The following is a 16153-nucleotide window of genomic DNA, read 5'->3' as shown; positions in this document are numbered from 1 at the left end:
AAATGCTTCACCCACGGAAAGCTCAGGAGGCGGCGCATCAGAAGGCCTGCCCGATGCTGACATAGAGCGCGACGGGCTTGTCGCCCTTGCGCGGATTGAGGGGCGCCGCGACATCGACGCGGATCGGCCCGATCGAGGTATAGTAGCGAAAGCCGAGGCCGGCGGCCATCTGCAGCTTCTGCTTGCCGTCGGGCAGGCTCGATTCGAAGGCAGTGCCGGCATCGAAGAACGGCACGATGCCGATGGTCTCGGTGATCTTGATGCGGGCTTCCGCCGACAATTCGAGCAGGCTGCGCCCACCGGTGAGCTGTCCGAACGGCCCGAGTGGCGAAAGCGAACGATAGGCGTAACCGCGCACCGAACCGCCGCCGCCGGCATAGAAGCGCCGCGTCGCCGGGATCTCGTCGAGGCTCGCGCCCGAAATCGAGCCGAAGCCGACGCGACCGGCCAGGACATAGCGCGCATCCTCGTCGAGCGCGTAATAGCCGGAGATAGCGGCCTTGGCTTGATAGATGCCGACCGTCGAGCCGAGGAAGGTCGGATAGGGCGTGAAGGACGCCGTGGCGCGGATGCCGCGCGTCGGGTCGAGCAGGCTGTCGGTCGAATCGTAGTTCACCGAAAGCGGCAGGCCGACCAGCGTGTAGTCGACCTGGCCCAGCACATCGCTGGTCTGGCCGCGTTCCACCTCCAGCCCGGCCTGCACCGAGAAGGTGTCGCTGAAACGGTAGCGGATCGCCGTGGTGGCGTTGGCGTAGCGGGCGGTGTAGCCGCCATACCGATTGGTGCCTACGCGCTCGCGGGTAGCGACGCCGTCGAGCAGCCAGTCGTAGCGGCTGCCGTCCAGCGCCGGCTTCATGAAGCTGAAGGCGAAGCGGCCGCCGAGGTCCGAGCGCTCGAAATCACCGAATCTCTGGATCTTGGTGCCGTCGATGCGCGGGGCGAAGAAGACGCTGGATTCCAGCCGCAGACGCTCGGCCCCGCCGAACAGGTTGCGATGCTCCCAATAAACCTTCACCGCCGGGCCATCGATCGTCGAATAACGGGCGGAGAAGCCGAGAAGCCGCTTGGGACGCTCCGTCACCTCGACGAAGATCGGAAGGTTGCCGGCCCCGTCGAGCTTGTCCGCCTCCCGGATGCGCACCGAGGCGACGGCGGGGATCTTCGCGATCGACTTGCGCGTGTCGGCCAGCGCCTTGGGCGAATAGGGATCGCCCGGCTCGAGATAGATGAAGGAGCGCACGACCTCGGGCGGGATCTCGTCGGTCTGGCCCACGGTGATGTCGCCGAAACCGGCGAGCGGGCCGGGATCGAGCACATAGGTCACGTCCATGATGCCGGCGGCATGATCGACCACCGGTCGCAGCTCCACCACCTTGGCGAGCGGATGCGACTGCGCGCGCATATAGTCGATGAGCCCGGCCTGCGCGGCACGCAGGGAGGCGGCCGTCGCCGGCTCGCCCGCCTTCAGCTTGGAGACCTTGAGGGGATCGGCGATCGCGGCCGAGCCGGCCCTGTCTCGTTCGACGATGTCGATCTTGCGGAAGCCGAAGACCTTGCCAGGACGAACCCTGACGGTGATCGGCACGGCGTCGCGGTTGCGGTGGGCTTCCAGCGCACGGATGAGCGGCGCGCCCGGCTCGGCCCCAACCGCCAGCGGCACGCCATCGACGACGAGGGCGACATCAGCGTTGAAATAGCCCTGCGACCAGAGCGCATCGACGAGCGGATTGAGATCGGCCGCCATGCGGCGCGACAAGGTCTCGCCATCGGGCGGCGCGTCCTGCCGCAGGCGATAGAGCAAGGAGGCGTCCTGCAGGGTGCGCGTCAGCGCCTTGGCGTCGTCGGCCTCGCCGAGGTCGAAGTCGAGCTTGTAGGGCAGCGTCGCGGCACTGTGAGCCGGCGGCTCGTCCTTCCTGGTGAAGAGGCCGAAGACATCCAGCGAGGAGAGATCGAAAGCTTTGGCAGGATCAGCCTGCAAGCCGACGAGCGCCGCAAACGCATAACCGCCGCCCAATGCCACCGTCTGGCTCGCCCTTCGCCAGAACCGCATCCGTCCTCCAAGCAACCCCCGGCCGCAACATCAAAAACTATTCGATGAGCATGGCCATCATAGAGACGGGATGGCCATGCGCAATGCTGAAGGACTCGACGCTTTCCTCTAACGAAGCGTAAACGCTACGCTCGCGAGCGGGCTGAGCTTGGTGACGACCTCGCCCTTGCCCGGCGAGAGCACGCCGCCGCAGAGGCTGCCGGTGGTGACGAGCTGGCCGGCGCGCAGGGGCCCGAGCCCCTCCTCCTTCCGGTTGGCCCAGGCCAGGAACGGCGTCATCGGATCGCCGTTTCCATGGACCGCCGGCTGGTCGTAGATCGTCACGCCATTGAGCGAGATGAAGCAGCCGAGCCCGGTCAGGTCGTCCAGCACCTTCATGTCGAGGTCCGACCCGACGAAGTAACCGCCATGGCCCATCGCATCGGTGAGCCAGAGCGGCATGGCGACGTTGCCCGACCAGTTGGCGAGGCGGCTCTCGACGATCTCGATGCCGAGGAAGGCCTTGTCGCAGCAGGCCAGCAGCTCCGCCCGCGACCAGGGCTGGCCGGGACGCAAGGGCACGTCGCGCGAGAGGCGCAGGCCCAGCTCGATCTCGACGCGCAGCTCGGCGCCGATCGCGCCCTCATAGACCTCTCCGGGGGCGAGCCAGGGGCCCGGCATCAGCCCGCCGATCGGCGTGCCGTCCGGGGCGATGGCGACCTTCCAGCCGAGATCCTCGAAACCCGCGCCGCGGCTGACCGCACGCGCGATGGCGAGGCCCTCCGCCAGCGAGGCCGGCACGGGCAGGCTCGCGGTCTCGATCAGCGAGCGCTCGCGGCGGGCGGTCAGAAGCGCATCGCGGATGGTTTCGGCAGTGGTCGGCATGGGGATCCCCTTCCCTTTCGCGCACGCCCATCACGGCAGCGACGCGCAGTTCTGCTATCGCAGCCCGGCGAGAGGAACAAGCGCGCCCCGGCAACCCGCCCATGCAGGCGGAACCTCGCGCGCGCTGCGTCGTTGCCCTGCCATGACCCGTACACGCCGCGCCTTTCTCGCGGGCCTTGCGCCTGCGCTCGCAACGCTAGCCGTCGCTCCGGTCGCGCTGGCCAAACCGTCCCCGCAAGACCTCGTCAATCAGGTGGCCGTCGCCAACATGTTCTGCATCGAGTCGGCGACGCTGGCGCTGAAGCAGAGCGCTTCGCCGGCGATCAAGGACTACGCCCATCGCCTCGCCGACGACCATGCGACGATCGCGAGCAGCCTGAGACGGATCATCGCGCGCCGCTCCGACATCGCCTTGCCCGACCGCCCCGACACGCGCCATCTCGACTTGCTGCGCGACCTCGGCGCCTTGCAGGGCGGCGATTTCGACAACGCCTATGTCGAGGCGCAGCGCGGCACCCACCACACGCTCGCGCTGCTGCTCGAAGCCTATGCCCGCGACGGCGAGGATCCCGAGCTCAAGGCTTTCGCGGCCGACGCCTTCCCCCGCTTCAAGGCGCTCGAGCAGAAGGCGCAGGAATTGCCGCTGTCGCCCTGAGCGATGGCATGGCCTCCAGCTACTCGACCTTCGGCGGCTTTGACAGCGGCGCCCGCGCCTGTCGGGATAGCGCCCGATCCACCAAAGCGGAGCCGCAGGCCCATGAAGATTCGCGCCGCCGTCCTGAACGAGAGCCCGGTTGCGGCGCCCTACGCACAAAGCCGCCCGCTCAGGATCGAGGAGCTCGACCTCGCCCCGCCCGGACGCGACGAGGTGCTGGTGAGGGTTCGGGCGGCGGGGCTCTGCCATTCCGACCTCTCCGTCATCGACGGCAACCGGCCCCGCCCCGTGCCGATGGTGCTCGGCCATGAGGCGGCGGGAGAGGTTGTCGAGGCCGGAGAAGGCGTCGATGACCTCAAACCCGGCGATCGGGTGGTGATGGTGTTCGTGCCCTCCTGCGGGCATTGCGCGCCCTGCGCGGAGGGGCGCCCCGCCCTCTGCGAGCCCGGCAACGCCGCCAATGGGCGCGGCGAGATGCTCGGCGGCGGGCGTCGGCTCTCGGCTCATGGCCAGCCGGTGCATCACCATATCGGCGTTTCCGCCTTTGCCGAGCACGCCGTGATCTCACGCCGTTCGCTGGTGAAAATCGAAGCGGATATTCCCCATGAGATCGCGGCGCTGTTCGGCTGCGCCGTGCTGACGGGCGTTGGCGCGGCGGTGAACACGGCGCGGATCAAGGCCGGCGAGACGGTGGCGGTGGTCGGGCTCGGCGGCGTCGGCCTCTCGGCCCTGCTCGGGGCGATCGCCTGCGGCGCCTCGCGGGTGGTCGCCGTCGATCTCGCGCAGGACAAGCTCGATCTGGCGCTGGCGCTGGGTGCGACCGATGCCTTCAGGGCCGATGCGCCGGATGTGATCGAAGCGATCAGGCAGGCGACGAAGGGCGGCGTCGATCATGGGCTGGAGATGGCCGGGTCGGTGAAGGCGCTCGACCTCGCCTACCAGATCACCCGGCGCGGCGGCACGACCACGACCGCCGGCCTCGCCAACCCAGCCCATACGCTCGCGCTCTCGCCGGTGAGGCTGGTTGCGGAGGAGCGCACGCTGAAGGGCTCCTATGTCGGCTCCTGCGTGCCCTCGCGCGACATCCCGCGCTTCATCGAACTCTATCAGCGCGGGCGGCTGGCCGTGGACAAGCTCTGGACCAGCTCCGGCAGCCTCGACGAGATCAACGAGGGGTTCGACGCGCTGAACGAAGGCCGGACGATCCGGCATATCGTCAGGATGTGACAGGCCATTGCAGGGCCGTCATTCTCGGGCCGCGCCCTGCGCGGACCCGAGAATCTCATGACCAGAACGCGCTGGTTTCCGAGATGCTCGGGTCAAGCCCGAGCATCTCGGACAGAGCGATCACCCGTGCTTGTGCACGATGGTCTTGGTCACCGCGAACTCCTCCAGCGCGATAAAACCCTTCTCGCGGCCATGGCCACTCTTGCCGGTGCCGCCGAAGGGCAGTTCGATGCCGCCGCCGGCGCCATAGCCGTTGATGAAGACCTGGCCGGCGCGGACGCGCTTGGAGACGCGCTGCTGGCGCCCGCCATCCTTCGTCCAGACCGCGGCGACGAGGCCGTAATCGGTGCCGTTGGCGGCCTTGATCGCGTCCTCCTCGTCCTCGAAGGGGAAGGCGGCCAAGACCGGCCCGAAGACCTCCTCCTGCTCCAGCCGGTTACCGCGCGGCACCGGGCCGAACAGCGTCGGTGTGACATAGAAGCCGCCATTCGGCACACCCTGCGCGATCTGGCCCTGCGCGATCACCGGGATGCCGGCCTCGCGCGTCTGGTCGATGAAGCTCTGGACGCGGCCGCGCTGCTTCGCGTTGATCACCGGGCCGCAATCGAGGTCCATCTCCGGGGTACCGGCCCGCAGCTTGGAGAATTCCTTGGCGACGGCCGAGACGACGTCGTCATAGATCGACTTCTGGACGAGCAGGCGGCTGCCGGCCGAGCAGGTCTGCCCGGTGTTCTGGACGATGGCCTTGCAGGCGAGCGGCACGAGCGCGTCGAGATCGGCATCCTCGAAGACGATCTGGGGCGACTTGCCGCCGAGCTCCAGCGTGCAGGGAATCAGATGCTCGGCGCAGGCGTGCTGCACCATCTTGCCGACCTCGGGCGAGCCGGTGAAGGACATGAAGTTGATGCCGGGATGGGCGGAGAGGGCAGCGCCCGCCTCATGGCCGCGGCCGGCGACGATGTTGATCGCGCCATCGGGGAAGCCGACCTCGCTTGCCAGTTCCGCAAGACGGAAGGCGGTGGCGCAGGCGTCCTCGGCCGGTTTCAGCACCACCGCATTGCCCATGGCGAGCGAAGCGGTGAGCGAGCGGCCGATCATCTGCGCCGGATAGTTCCAGGGCAGGATATGGCCGGTGACACCATGCGGCTCGTGGATGACGCTGACGCTGTACCCGTTGAGGAAGGGGATGACGTGGCCATGCACCTTGTCGGCCGCGCCGCCATAGAATTCGAAATAGCGGATGGTGGCGTCGATATCGGCGCGGGCCTGGCTCATCGGCTTGCCGGTGTCGCGGGCTTCCAGCTTCGCCAGCTCGTCGAAATGATCCTGCACCTTGAAGGCGAGCTTCGAAATCAGGCGTCCACGCTCGGCCGCCGTCAGCCTGCCCCAGGCGCCGTCGAAGGCGGCCCGCGCTGCCGTCACGGCCGCGTCGATATCGGCGGCGTTGCCGCAGGCGATGCGGGCGAATTCCTCGCCGTTGGCGGGGTCGAGCTTGGCGAGGGTTTCGCCTGTCTGGCCAGCGACATAGCGGCCATTGATGAAATGTCGATTCATGGTGGCTCCCGATCGCTCCGGGCGGTTCATGCGGTCCGGGCGGATTCGCGGCGCAAGCTGGCGCCTTGGGCGTGAATTCACAAGATGCTCTTGCGTCGGGGGCCCTCGCAGCCGGCGCAGAGCCGGCGTCTCCACCCAGGTGTCACGCGCCTGCCGCAATGCTAGCTTCGTTAGGCGCTGCGCACGGAGGAGTCGGGCATGTCACGGGATCGTCGTTTCAATCGTCGCGAAACGCTGAAGGGCGGAGCCACCTTGGCCGCCGCCGCCGCCATGCCTTCGGCGCTGAAGGCGCAGGCACCGGCATCGAGCCCCGCACGCCTCAAGCTCAGGGTGCTGGAAACGACGGATCTGCACGTCAATGTCGTGCCTTACGACTATTTCCGCGACGGGCCGGACGACACGGTCGGCCTCGCCAAGACGGCGAACCTGATCAAGGCGGCGCAGGCCGATGTGAAGAACAGCCTGCTCTTCGACAATGGCGACTTCCTGCAAGGCTCCTCGCTCGGCGACTATGTCGCCTACAAGAAGGGGCTCAAGGCGGGCGAAACGCACCCGATCGTCGCGGCGATGAACGCCCTGCCCTATCTCTGCGGCACGCTCGGCAACCACGAGTTCAATTACGGGCTCGAATTCCTCGACCATGGCCTCGCCAAGGCCGAGTTCCCGATCGTCTGCGCCAATGTCGAGCGCGCCGGCGGTGGCTCGCTGGTCGATGCCTGGCGGCTGTTCGAGCAGAGCTTCGAGGACGAGGCCGGCCATCGCCACGTCCTGCAGATCGGCGTGATCGGCTTCGTGCCGCCGCAGATCATGCAGTGGGACAAGGGCAATCTCGACGGCAAGCTCGTCGCCTTCGACATCGTCGAGGCCGCCCAGAAGCACATGCCGGACCTGCTCGACGCCGCGCCCGACCTCGTCATCGCGCTCTGCCATTCCGGCATCGCCGGCGGCGAGCGGCGCGGCATGGAGGAGAACGCTGCGCTGCACCTCTCCAGGATCGAGGGCATCGACGTCATCCTCACCGGCCACCAGCATCTCGTCTTCCCCGGCGGCAAGGCCTTCGACGGCATTCCCGGCGTCGACAACGTCAAGGGTGCGCTCAACGGCAAGCCCGCCTGCCAGCCCGGCTTCTGGGGCTCGCATCTCGGCATCATCGACCTCGATCTGGAAAAGAAGGGCGAGCGCTGGCGCATCGCCGATTTCAAGGTCGAGCCGAAGCCGATCTACGAGCGCACGCCCGAGCGCAAGATCGTGCCGAAGGCCAGCGCTGAGCCCGCCATCCTCGCCGCGGTGAAGGCCGACCACGAGGCGACGCTGATCTATATGCGCGAGCCGGTGGGCTCGACCGCCTCGCCGATCAACTCCTTCTTCGCGCTGGTCGCCGACGATCCCTCGATCCAGATCGTCTCCGAGGCGCAGATCGCCTATGCCAAGCCGCTGATGGCGCAGACGCAGTGGAAGGACCTGCCGATCCTCTCCGCCGCGGCACCCTTCAAGGTCGGCGGGCGCTCGGGGCCCGGCTTCTTCACCGACATCCCCGCCGGGCCGCTGGCGCTGAAGAACGTGGCGGACATCTATCTCTATCCGAACACGGTGCAGATCGTGAAAGTCACGGGCGCCGAGGTCAGGGAGTGGCTGGAGCGCTCGGCCGGCATCTTCAACCGGATCGACCCGGCGAAGACGGAGGAGCAGCCCCTGATCAATCAGGGCTTCCCCTCCTTCAACTTCGACGTCATCGACGGCGTGACCTACCGGATCGATGTCACGCAGGCCTCGCGCTATGACGGCGACGGCAAGCTCGTGGCGCCCGAGGCGCACCGCATCGTCGATCTCGCCTTCAACGGCAAGCCGATCGACGAAAAGGCGCAGTTCCTCGTCGTCACCAACAACTACCGCGCCTCGGGCGGCGGCAATTTTCCGGGAACGAAGACCACGGTGGTGCTGGAGGCACCGGACCTCAACCGCGACGTCATCGTCCGCTATCTCGTCGAGAAGAAGACGATCGAACCTAAGGCCGATGGAAACTGGGCGCTGGCGCCGCTGCCGCCGCATGTCAACGTGACCTTCGTCACCTCCCCCGCCGCGGCCGGGAAGCTGCCGGCGACGCTCAAGGCGCAGCCGGCCGGCGATGGCGGCGAAGGTTTCGCCAAGTATCGATTGCTGTCGTAATCGGCCGCGAAATTCCGAAGACCTCTAAGAAATCGGCCGTGCGGCACACCGTTCATTAAGATCTCTCTCCCGAAGATGCCCTTGCCTTGCGTCATCGCAAAACAGGCTTAGGGCGGACATGATGGCGGAAGCTCGCGAAAACGAGCGCGCGATGAAGTCGGAATTGGTCGCCGCGCTCTACGGGACGCCGGGCACGATCACGACGGGCGCCATCATGGTGGCAGCCGTCATGGCCGCCGCCGCCGTTCTGACCGGCGGCGACCGCGTATTCGGGCTGATGACGGCCGCGATGCTCGCCATCGGCGCGTTCCGCCAGATCGCGCATCGCCGCTTCATGCGGGTCGACCTTCCCAAGGCCAGCGACGCCGAGATCGACCGCCTCGAAAGGCTCGCGATGTTCGGCGCCTGGTCGACGGCAGCGCTGGTCTCCAGCTTCGGCTCCTATGCGGTGCTGAAATACACCTACCAGCCCGTGGCCGTGCTCGCGATCGCCCAGACGATCGGCTATCTCGCCGGCGTCTCCGGCCGTAACAGCTCGCGCCCGCTCATCACCCGCGTCCAGATCCTGATCGCCGCGGTCCCCTTCCTGCTCGCGCTCGCCTCGACCGGCGATGCCGCCTATGTCGTGATCGGGCTCACCGTCGCGCTGACGACGGTGCTGACCTTCTCCAGCGCCCAGGTCATCCACCGGATGTTCGTCGCCCGGCTGCGCACGATGCGCGAGCTGGAGACCCTTGCCGTCAACGACACGATCACCAGCCTCTACAATCGCCGCGGCTTCATGCGGGAGATCCGGGCCATCGCCTCGGCCGGGCAGCCGGTGACGCTGATCTCGATCGATATCGACCGCTTCAAGGGCATCAACGACAGCTTCGGCCACGATGTCGGCGACGCGCTGCTGCAGTCCTTCGGCGACATGCTGAGCGCGGAGCTCCGGCGGGGCGACATCGCCGCGCGCACCGGCGGCGACGAATTCATGGTCGCGACCTCGCGCGACGCGCCCGAAGCCGCGACCTTCGCCCGTCGCCTGGTGATGCTGCTCGGCAGCCAGCGCGTCCTGGCCGGGCGGCACGTCACGGCGACCGCCAGCATCGGCATCGCGCCGGCCGGCTGCGCGTCCTCGATCGACGAGGCACTGAAATGCGTCGACATCGCGCTCTATCGCGCCAAGCTCGAAGGGCGGAATCGCTTCGCGGTCTACACCGAGGCGATCCAGGACGAGCATGAGGACGGCCGGGCGATCGAGGCGGAATTGCGCGAAGGCATCCGGCGCGGCGAGTTCTCGCTCGAATTCCAGCCAATCTACAATCCCCGCTCGGGCACGGCGACGATGGCCGAGACGCTGCTGCGCTGGAACCATCCGCGCCGCGGCGTGGTCAGCCCCGAGATCTTCATCCCGCTGGCGGAGCGCACCGGCCTCATCACCGTGCTCGGCGCCTGGGTGCTCGACCAGGCGATCCGCACCGCGCTGACCTGGCCGCGCAGCGTCGGCGTCAGCGTCAACGTCTCGGCCCGGCAGTTCGACCGCGGGCATGATCTGGTCGGGCTCGTCGCGGCGCTGCTGCGGCTCCATGGGCTCGAGCCGCACCGGCTGACGATCGAGATCACGGAGAGCTCGCTGATCGCGGATGCCGAGCATGTCACCGCGCGGCTCGTCGCCCTGCGCGCGCTCGGCGTGCGAATCGCGCTCGACGATTTCGGCACCGGCTATTCCTCGCTCAGCTACCTCGCCCATCTGCCGATCGACACGATCAAGATCGACCAGGCCTTCACGCAGGAGCTCGGCTCGTCGCGCAAGGCCGAATATCTGATGAACGCCATCACCCAGCTCGCGCACGACCTCAAGCTGCGCCTGATCGTCGAAGGCGTGGAGACGCAGGAGCAGCTTGCGATCATCCAGAAGCATGCGACCCACGGGATCCAGGGCTTTGTTTTCGCGCGCCCGATGACAGCGGAGAAATTGCTGCCCATGATCGGCAACCGGGTGGCGACGGGGCGTACAAAGTCGGCACGACCCGGAGGCGGCCCCCGCAAGGGCGACCGCTTCAGCGAAGTCGCGTAGTCGCGCCCCCCGCACGCATCCGCGCGAGCCGGAGGCCTTCAATGCAGCGCCCGAACTATCCGAGCGGGAAGGACCTGCTGAGCGCCGACGCGGTCTCGCGCTTCGACCTCGACGACATCTTCGAGCGTGCCGAGCGGCATCTGCGGGAGGAAGAGCAGGAGAAGGCTGGCATCCTGCCGGAGCAGCCGCCGGTCTATCGCCGACGGCCCAAGGTCATCGCGACACTGTTCGACCAGCGCAGCACGCGCACGCGACTCGGCTTCCAGTCGGCGGCGGCCCGGCTCGGCCACCAGTCGATCGACGCCTACGACACCGACCGCAGCCGCCTGGGAACCAGCACCGGCGAATCGATCGAGGACCACGTCCACACCGTCGAGCTCTACAGCGACCTCTTGGTCGTGCGCTCGCATCTGGAGGACATGCCCTACCGCGTCTCGCGGTTGAGCTACCTGCCGGTGATCAATGCCGGCAATGGCGCGGACGAGCATCCGAGCCAGGCGCTGATCGACCTCTTCGCCATCCGCCAGATGCGCGGCGAGATCGAGAAGCTCACGATCGCGCTCTCCAGCGACACGCGCGCCCGCTTCGCGATCTCCTTCGTCAAGATGCTGCGCCTGACGCCGCCGAAGCGCTTCACCTTGTGCTGCCTGCCGGATGTGCCGATCAACCCGGCGATGCGCGAGGCGATGACGGTTCTCGCCGGGCTCGGCACCGAGATCGGCATCGTGCACGACGTGCGCCAGACGCTCGGCCACGACATCCTCAGCATCCAGATGCAGGACATGAGCAAATTTGCCCATGCCTCGCTCGGCAACGAGGCGGTCGACAAGGAGAAGGAGACCGAGCCCTTCACCATCACGGCGCAGAAGATTCTGGAGGCGCGCTCCGACACGCTGATCCTCAACCCGCTGCCGCGCTTCTCGGAGCTCGACACCTCCTGCGACAGCCTGCCCAATGCCGGCTATTTCCGGCAGGTCCAGCTTTCGGTGCCGATGCGGATGGCGATCCTGGAGAGGATGCTGCTCGGCATCCCCTGGACCGGCCAGGCGGCGGCCGCGAGCGGATCGCCCGCGGCGCCCTGACCGGGCGCCTGCTAGAGCATTTCCGCGTTTCTGCGAATCACGAAAATGCTCTAGCTCTTTGTTTTATCGCATTTTCTTCACGCGAACCGGTTTCCACTTCGCTCGAAAATGCTCTACAGCATCGGACCGAACATTGTATTCGGTCCGATGCTGTAGCTCTTTGTTTTTACATCCGCTTTTCCCGAAAACCGCGTGCCACTTTTCGGGCCGATGCTCTGGCCATCAGCGCGCGATCTCGAAGACCACGCTGACCTGCGTCTGGTAGCTGTTCTCGCCACTCGCCAGCGGCACCGCCATGTCAGCGGCGGCCTTGCGCATCGGGGCCGCATAGGCGATCGGCCGCGGCGGCGCGGCATTCTCTTCGATGGAGAGGATCGGACCGAGCTTCACGCCCGCCGCCTCGGCCAAGGTGCGGGCCTTGTCCATCGCATCCGCGACGGCACGCTTGCGCGCTTCGGTCAGCGTCGCCTTGAGGTCTTCCTTGACGAAGGTGATACCGCCGCCCTGGTTGACGCCGAGGCCGACGACCTTGTCGATGATCGCGCCGGCCTCAGCCAGCTTGCGGATGCGGACGGTGACCTCGTTGCTGACGGCATAGCCGACGATCTTCGGCTCCTGCGGCTTGTCGCGCGCGGGCTGCGCGTAGCGCGGCTGGATGTCGAGCCGCGAGGTCTGGATATCGCGCTCCGCAATGCCGGCGGCCTTGAGGGCGTCGAGCACCTCCTTCATCGCCGTGCTGTTGGCGTTGAGCGCCTCGCGAGCCGTAGCGGCCTCACGCAGCACGCTCAGCGTCACCACCGCTATGTCCGGCACGACGGAAGCCTCGCCCTCGCCGACGACGCTGATGCGCGGCGGCTGGCGGCCGCCTGCGGCGTCCTGGGCCATCGCAGGCGCGACAGGCAGCATGGCGGCGGCGAAGAGAGCAGCTCCGGCAAGCGCGGGGGCGAAGAGGCTGGACATCGAAACTCCTGCTGATCATCGGCCGGGATCGGCCATATCGCATCCAAATCGGTCGATCATGTCGAAATTATCACGATTCCGCGCGGCATCCTGGCCGTGCACGCGGGACATCGATCATGGACGAGATTTAACTTTCGCGGGAAAGGCACAGCCCATAGATTAGAATTACTATAATCTATGGAGCTCCGTCATGGCCAACCCCTCCTCCCGGCCTGCAGCCACCTCCTTCTACGACGTGGTGTCCCGCAGGCTGCACTGGGGCATGGCCGTGCTGATCCTGGCGGCCTTCGCCCTGGGGCTGACCGTCGATGTCTTTCCGAAAAGCTGGGAGCACGCGGTGGTCGAAACCCACAAGGTGATCGGCATCGCGATCCTGCTCCTGCTGCTCATCCGCTTCGGATGGCGGCTGAGCCATCGCGCACCGGCTCCGCTGGAAAGCTCGGCCGCGCTGGCCCTGGCGGCGCGAGCCGGCCACGTCTTTCTCTATGTCCTGATGCTGCTCGTGCCGGTGATCGGGCTGGTCTATGCGATCCGGCGCGGACAAGGCATCGACTTCGGCCTGTTCGCCCTGCCGCCCTTCCAGGCGCCGGAAGCGCGTGCCGTCACGCGCCCGATCCGGGAATGGCATGAATGGGCTGCCTATGCGCTGATCGGCCTCGCCTGCCTGCATGCGCTGGCGGCGCTCTGGCACCATCTGGTCCGCAAGGACGATACCTTGCGGCGGATGCTGCCGGATGCGTCCCAGCGGCCTCTCTGAGGCCGCGCTATTCCTCCACCAACCGCCGGGCGATCACCTGCGCCTGGATCTCGGCAGCGCCCTCGAAGATGTTGAGGATGCGGGCGTCGCAGAGCACGCGGCTCACCGGATATTCCAGCGCGAAGCCGTTGCCGCCATGGATCTGCAGCGCATTGTCGGCCGCAGCCCAGGCGACGCGGGCGCCGAGCAGCTTGGCCATGCCGGCCTCGAGGTCGCAGCGGCGCCCGGCATCCTTCTCGCGGGCGGCGAAATAGGTGAGCTGGCGGGCGATCAGGATCTCGGCCGCCATCATGGCGAGCTTGTCGGCGACGCGCGGGAAGGCGATCAGCTTCTTGCCGAACTGGATTCTGTCCTGCGCATAGCGCAGTCCCAGATCGAAGGCCGCTTGCGCGACGCCGATGGCCCGGGCCGCCGTCTGGATGCGGGCGGCCTCGAAGGTCTGCATGAGCTGCTTGAAGCCCTGCCCCTCGACGCCGCCGAGCAGGTTCTCCCCCTTCACCGCGAAGCCGTCGAAGGCGAGCTCGTATTCCTTCATGCCGCGATAGCCGAGCACCTCGATCTCGCCGCCGGTCAGGCCCTCGACCGGGAAGGGATCGGCGTCGCTGCCGCGCGGCTTCTCGGCGATCAGCATGGAAAGGCCGCGGTAGCCCGGCGCGTCGGGATCGGTCCTCACCAGCAGCGTCATGATGTCGGCACGGACCGGATGGGTGATCCAGGTCTTGTTGCCGTAGACCTTCCAGACGGCCTCGTCTCCCTCGCCATCCTTCACCGCCCGGGTGCGCAGGCTGGCGAGGTCGGAGCCGGTGTTGGGCTCGGTGAAGACGGCGGTGGGCAGGATCTCGCCCGAGGCGATCTTCGGCAGCCAATGCGCCTTCTGGGCGTCGGTGCCGCCGCAAAGGATCAATTCGGCGGCGATCTCGGAACGGGTGCCGAGCGAGCCGACGCCGATATAGCCGCGCGACAGCTCCTCGGAGACCACGCACATCGAGACCTTGGACAGACCCAAGCCCCCGAACTCCTCGGGGATGGTCAGGCCGAAGACGCCGAGCTCGGCCATCTTCTCGACCACGGGCATCGGGATGTATTCGTTGGCCAGGTGCCATTCATGGGCATGCGGCGTGACCTCCGCCGCGCAGAAGCGGCGCATCTCGGAGCGGATCGCCTCCAGCGTCTCGTCGAGACCGGGGTCGCCGACGCTGGCCGTGCCGTCGCTCTGGCTGAACAGGGCGACGAAGCGGGCGCGGTTCTCCGGCGTGTTGCCCTCGGCGATCAGCATCTCGGCCGCCTCCGAACAGGCAGCGGCCACGGCGTCCTGGGACAGGCCCAGCGCCGGCAAACGGACGATCTCGCCCTGGCTCATCGGGATGCCGCCGAAGATCTGGGCGGCGTATTCGCCCGCGCCGATGCGGATGGCGCAGTCCTCGACCGCGCCGTAGCGCCCCTCCTCCAGCAGGCGCTCGCCATAGGCCTTCAGCTCACGCAGCGCCGCGACATAGGTGGCGAGCCAGGAAAGACCGTGGGCGGCGTGCTGTTCCGCCTCGAGCCTAGCCGAGGAGATCCGGCCATCGGCCTCGACCTTGCGGCGGACGGCTACGGTCGCGGCCTCCAGAAGCGTTTCGAAGCCCGGCAGGGCGGCGGCGACGAGATCGACCGCGCTCACGCGGCTTTCGGATTGCAACGCGGCGTTGGCGCCCATGGTGATCGACCTCCCTTTTGTTGCGGCGCAGCATAAAGGCAAGTCCGGGGAAACCAAAATCAGCCTTTCGGCGAGGGCGCCTGTCCGGCCGGTGCAGCGGCGAAAGCCGCGGCCTATTTCCGGCTGGCGAGGACGACGCCGAGAATGGTCACCGCCATGCCGGCGATCTGCAGCATCGAGAGGGTCTCGCCGAAGAGCAGCCAGGCCTCGACCGCGACCAGCGCCGGCACGAGGTAGAGGAAGGTCGCGATGCGGGAGACCTCGCCGCGCCGGAGCATGAACAGGTAGAGCCCGATGCTGCCGAGCGAGAGCACGACCACCGACCAGAGCATGACCAGCGCCATGGTCAGGTTCCATTCGATGCGCATCGGCTCCAGCGCCCAGGCGAAGGGAATCGTGATCAGGAAAGCCGCGGTGTACTGGATCGCCGTCATCGTTCTGAGGTCGCCCGAGACGACACGCGCCTTCTGGTAGAAGGAGCCGAAGGTGACGGCGAACATGCCGATCACGTTCACGACCACCGGCAGCAACACCCCCCAGAGCGCGGCGGGCTCGACCCTTGCGAGCTGGGGTTCGAGCACGAGCGCGATGCCGGCGAAGCCGCAGGCGATGCCGAGCCAGCGCCACCCCGAGATGCGCTCCCCCACGAGGACGGGGGCGAAAAGCGCCGTCAAGATCGGCTGCAAGCCGGCGATCAGCCCGGAAATGCCGGCCGGCAGGCCATGGCGCACCGCCCACCAGACACCGGCGAGATAGATGCCATGCAGCAGGATGCCGGTGAGCGCGATGTCGAGGACGGCGCGGCGGCTGCGCGGCCAGGGCGCCCCGGCCGCGAGCGCGAGCAGCGCGACGAGGACCGCCGCCGTGCCGAAGCGGAGCGCGAGGAAGGTCAGGGCGTCGGCATAGCGCGCCGAATAGCCCGCCACGATCCACCCCGTCGACCACAGGAAGGTGAAGAGCAGCGGCATTCCGCGCAGGAGAAGAGACGGCATCGGACCTCGGGAACCCGGTAAGGGCTGCCGTCTCTACTCCCGATCCGCCGGCTGCGACAGAGCCGCGGCGCGGCCTTGCCATGTCTCA

Annotated in this window: 12 protein-coding genes; 6 read left to right on the top strand and 6 right to left on the bottom strand. The window is 67.5% G+C overall.

Annotation, left to right across the window (positions count from 1 at the left end):
• Positions 1-37 precede the first annotated feature (37 nt).
• Both GGC47_RS20210 and GGC47_RS20205 read right to left on the bottom strand, forming a co-directional pair.
• Complete coding sequence (locus tag GGC47_RS20210; protein ID WP_429068649.1) at positions 38-2050, bottom strand: autotransporter assembly complex protein TamA; 2013 nt, start codon at positions 2048-2050, stop codon at positions 38-40.
• 108 nt (positions 2051-2158) lie between these two features.
• Positions 2159-2914, bottom strand: coding sequence for a hypothetical protein (locus GGC47_RS20205; RefSeq protein ID WP_370954115.1), 756 nt, complete (start codon positions 2912-2914; stop codon positions 2159-2161).
• Between the two features lie 142 nt (positions 2915-3056).
• Here GGC47_RS20205 and GGC47_RS20200 point away from each other — a divergent pair, with 142 nt between their 5' ends.
• Both GGC47_RS20200 and GGC47_RS20195 read left to right on the top strand, forming a co-directional pair.
• Complete coding sequence (locus tag GGC47_RS20200; RefSeq protein WP_370954114.1) at positions 3057-3569, top strand: DUF4142 domain-containing protein; 513 nt, start codon at positions 3057-3059, stop codon at positions 3567-3569.
• Between the two features lie 102 nt (positions 3570-3671).
• Positions 3672-4796: a zinc-dependent alcohol dehydrogenase family protein gene (locus GGC47_RS20195; RefSeq protein WP_370954113.1), complete on the top strand. Its 1125-nt coding sequence runs from the start codon at positions 3672-3674 to the stop codon at positions 4794-4796.
• A 120-nt stretch (positions 4797-4916) separates the two neighbouring features.
• On the opposite strand, the gene GGC47_RS20190 is transcribed toward GGC47_RS20195, so the two are convergent.
• The gene (locus GGC47_RS20190) at positions 4917-6350 is read right to left on the bottom strand and encodes an aldehyde dehydrogenase family protein (RefSeq protein WP_370954112.1); all 1434 of its coding nucleotides are present in this window, start codon (positions 6348-6350) and stop codon (positions 4917-4919) included.
• Between the two features lie 198 nt (positions 6351-6548).
• Between GGC47_RS20190 and GGC47_RS20185 the strand changes: the two genes are divergently transcribed.
• The 3 genes from GGC47_RS20185 to GGC47_RS20175 all read left to right on the top strand — a co-directional run bounded on the left by GGC47_RS20185 (position 6549) and on the right by GGC47_RS20175 (position 11660).
• Complete coding sequence (locus GGC47_RS20185) at positions 6549-8516, top strand: bifunctional 2',3'-cyclic-nucleotide 2'-phosphodiesterase/3'-nucleotidase (RefSeq protein WP_429068648.1); 1968 nt, start codon at positions 6549-6551, stop codon at positions 8514-8516.
• A 151-nt stretch (positions 8517-8667) separates the two neighbouring features.
• A complete protein-coding gene (locus GGC47_RS20180; protein ID WP_142020680.1) occupies positions 8668-10578 on the top strand; it encodes a putative bifunctional diguanylate cyclase/phosphodiesterase in 1911 nt (636 codons plus the stop codon).
• A 41-nt stretch (positions 10579-10619) separates the two neighbouring features.
• A complete protein-coding gene (locus GGC47_RS20175; protein ID WP_112761835.1) occupies positions 10620-11660 on the top strand; it encodes an aspartate carbamoyltransferase in 1041 nt (346 codons plus the stop codon).
• 222 nt (positions 11661-11882) lie between these two features.
• Here the strand turns inward: GGC47_RS20175 and GGC47_RS20170 are convergent, their stop codons facing one another.
• A complete protein-coding gene (locus tag GGC47_RS20170; RefSeq protein ID WP_429068647.1) occupies positions 11883-12620 on the bottom strand; it encodes an SIMPL domain-containing protein in 738 nt (245 codons plus the stop codon).
• Between the two features lie 190 nt (positions 12621-12810).
• Here GGC47_RS20170 and GGC47_RS20165 point away from each other — a divergent pair, with 190 nt between their 5' ends.
• Positions 12811-13377: a cytochrome b gene (locus tag GGC47_RS20165; protein WP_142020679.1), complete on the top strand. Its 567-nt coding sequence runs from the start codon at positions 12811-12813 to the stop codon at positions 13375-13377.
• A gap of 7 nt (positions 13378-13384) precedes the next feature.
• On the opposite strand, the gene GGC47_RS20160 is transcribed toward GGC47_RS20165, so the two are convergent.
• Together GGC47_RS20160 and GGC47_RS20155 are read right to left on the bottom strand one after the other, a co-directional pair.
• Positions 13385-15073 carry an acyl-CoA dehydrogenase family protein gene (locus GGC47_RS20160; protein WP_142020678.1) on the bottom strand — a complete coding sequence of 563 codons (1689 nt, stop codon included), beginning with the start codon at positions 15071-15073 and terminating at the stop codon, positions 13385-13387.
• A 113-nt stretch (positions 15074-15186) separates the two neighbouring features.
• Positions 15187-16065, bottom strand: coding sequence for a DMT family transporter (locus GGC47_RS20155; protein WP_112761831.1), 879 nt, complete (start codon positions 16063-16065; stop codon positions 15187-15189).
• Positions 16066-16153 lie beyond the last annotated feature (88 nt).

Origin of the sequence: Allobosea sp. OAE752 (genome assembly GCF_050433265.1) — a bacterium.
GTDB classification, from domain to species: domain Bacteria; phylum Pseudomonadota; class Alphaproteobacteria; order Rhizobiales; family Beijerinckiaceae; genus Allobosea; species Allobosea spartocytisi.
This window is presented reverse-complemented; position numbering and strand designations above follow the sequence as displayed.

What these genes read in the sequence shown, in the direction of transcription:
- GGC47_RS20175 (WP_112761835.1), top strand. Translation starts at nt 10,620, where the DNA reads ATGCAGCGCCCGAACTATCCGAGCGGGAAGGACCTGCTGAGCGCCGAC.
- GGC47_RS20190 (WP_370954112.1), bottom strand. Translation starts at nt 6,350, where the DNA reads ATGAATCGACATTTCATCAATGGCCGCTATGTCGCTGGCCAGACAGGC.
- GGC47_RS20165 (WP_142020679.1), top strand. Translation starts at nt 12,811, where the DNA reads ATGGCCAACCCCTCCTCCCGGCCTGCAGCCACCTCCTTCTACGACGTG.
- GGC47_RS20170 (WP_429068647.1), bottom strand. Translation starts at nt 12,620, where the DNA reads ATGTCCAGCCTCTTCGCCCCCGCGCTTGCCGGAGCTGCTCTCTTCGCC.
- GGC47_RS20160 (WP_142020678.1), bottom strand. Translation starts at nt 15,073, where the DNA reads ATGGGCGCCAACGCCGCGTTGCAATCCGAAAGCCGCGTGAGCGCGGTC.
- GGC47_RS20195 (WP_370954113.1), top strand. Translation starts at nt 3,672, where the DNA reads ATGAAGATTCGCGCCGCCGTCCTGAACGAGAGCCCGGTTGCGGCGCCC.
- GGC47_RS20200 (WP_370954114.1), top strand. Translation starts at nt 3,057, where the DNA reads ATGACCCGTACACGCCGCGCCTTTCTCGCGGGCCTTGCGCCTGCGCTC.
- GGC47_RS20185 (WP_429068648.1), top strand. Translation starts at nt 6,549, where the DNA reads ATGTCACGGGATCGTCGTTTCAATCGTCGCGAAACGCTGAAGGGCGGA.
- GGC47_RS20180 (WP_142020680.1), top strand. Translation starts at nt 8,668, where the DNA reads ATGAAGTCGGAATTGGTCGCCGCGCTCTACGGGACGCCGGGCACGATC.
- GGC47_RS20155 (WP_112761831.1), bottom strand. Translation starts at nt 16,065, where the DNA reads ATGCCGTCTCTTCTCCTGCGCGGAATGCCGCTGCTCTTCACCTTCCTG.
- GGC47_RS20210 (WP_429068649.1), bottom strand. Translation starts at nt 2,050, where the DNA reads ATGCGGTTCTGGCGAAGGGCGAGCCAGACGGTGGCATTGGGCGGCGGT.
- GGC47_RS20205 (WP_370954115.1), bottom strand. Translation starts at nt 2,914, where the DNA reads ATGCCGACCACTGCCGAAACCATCCGCGATGCGCTTCTGACCGCCCGC.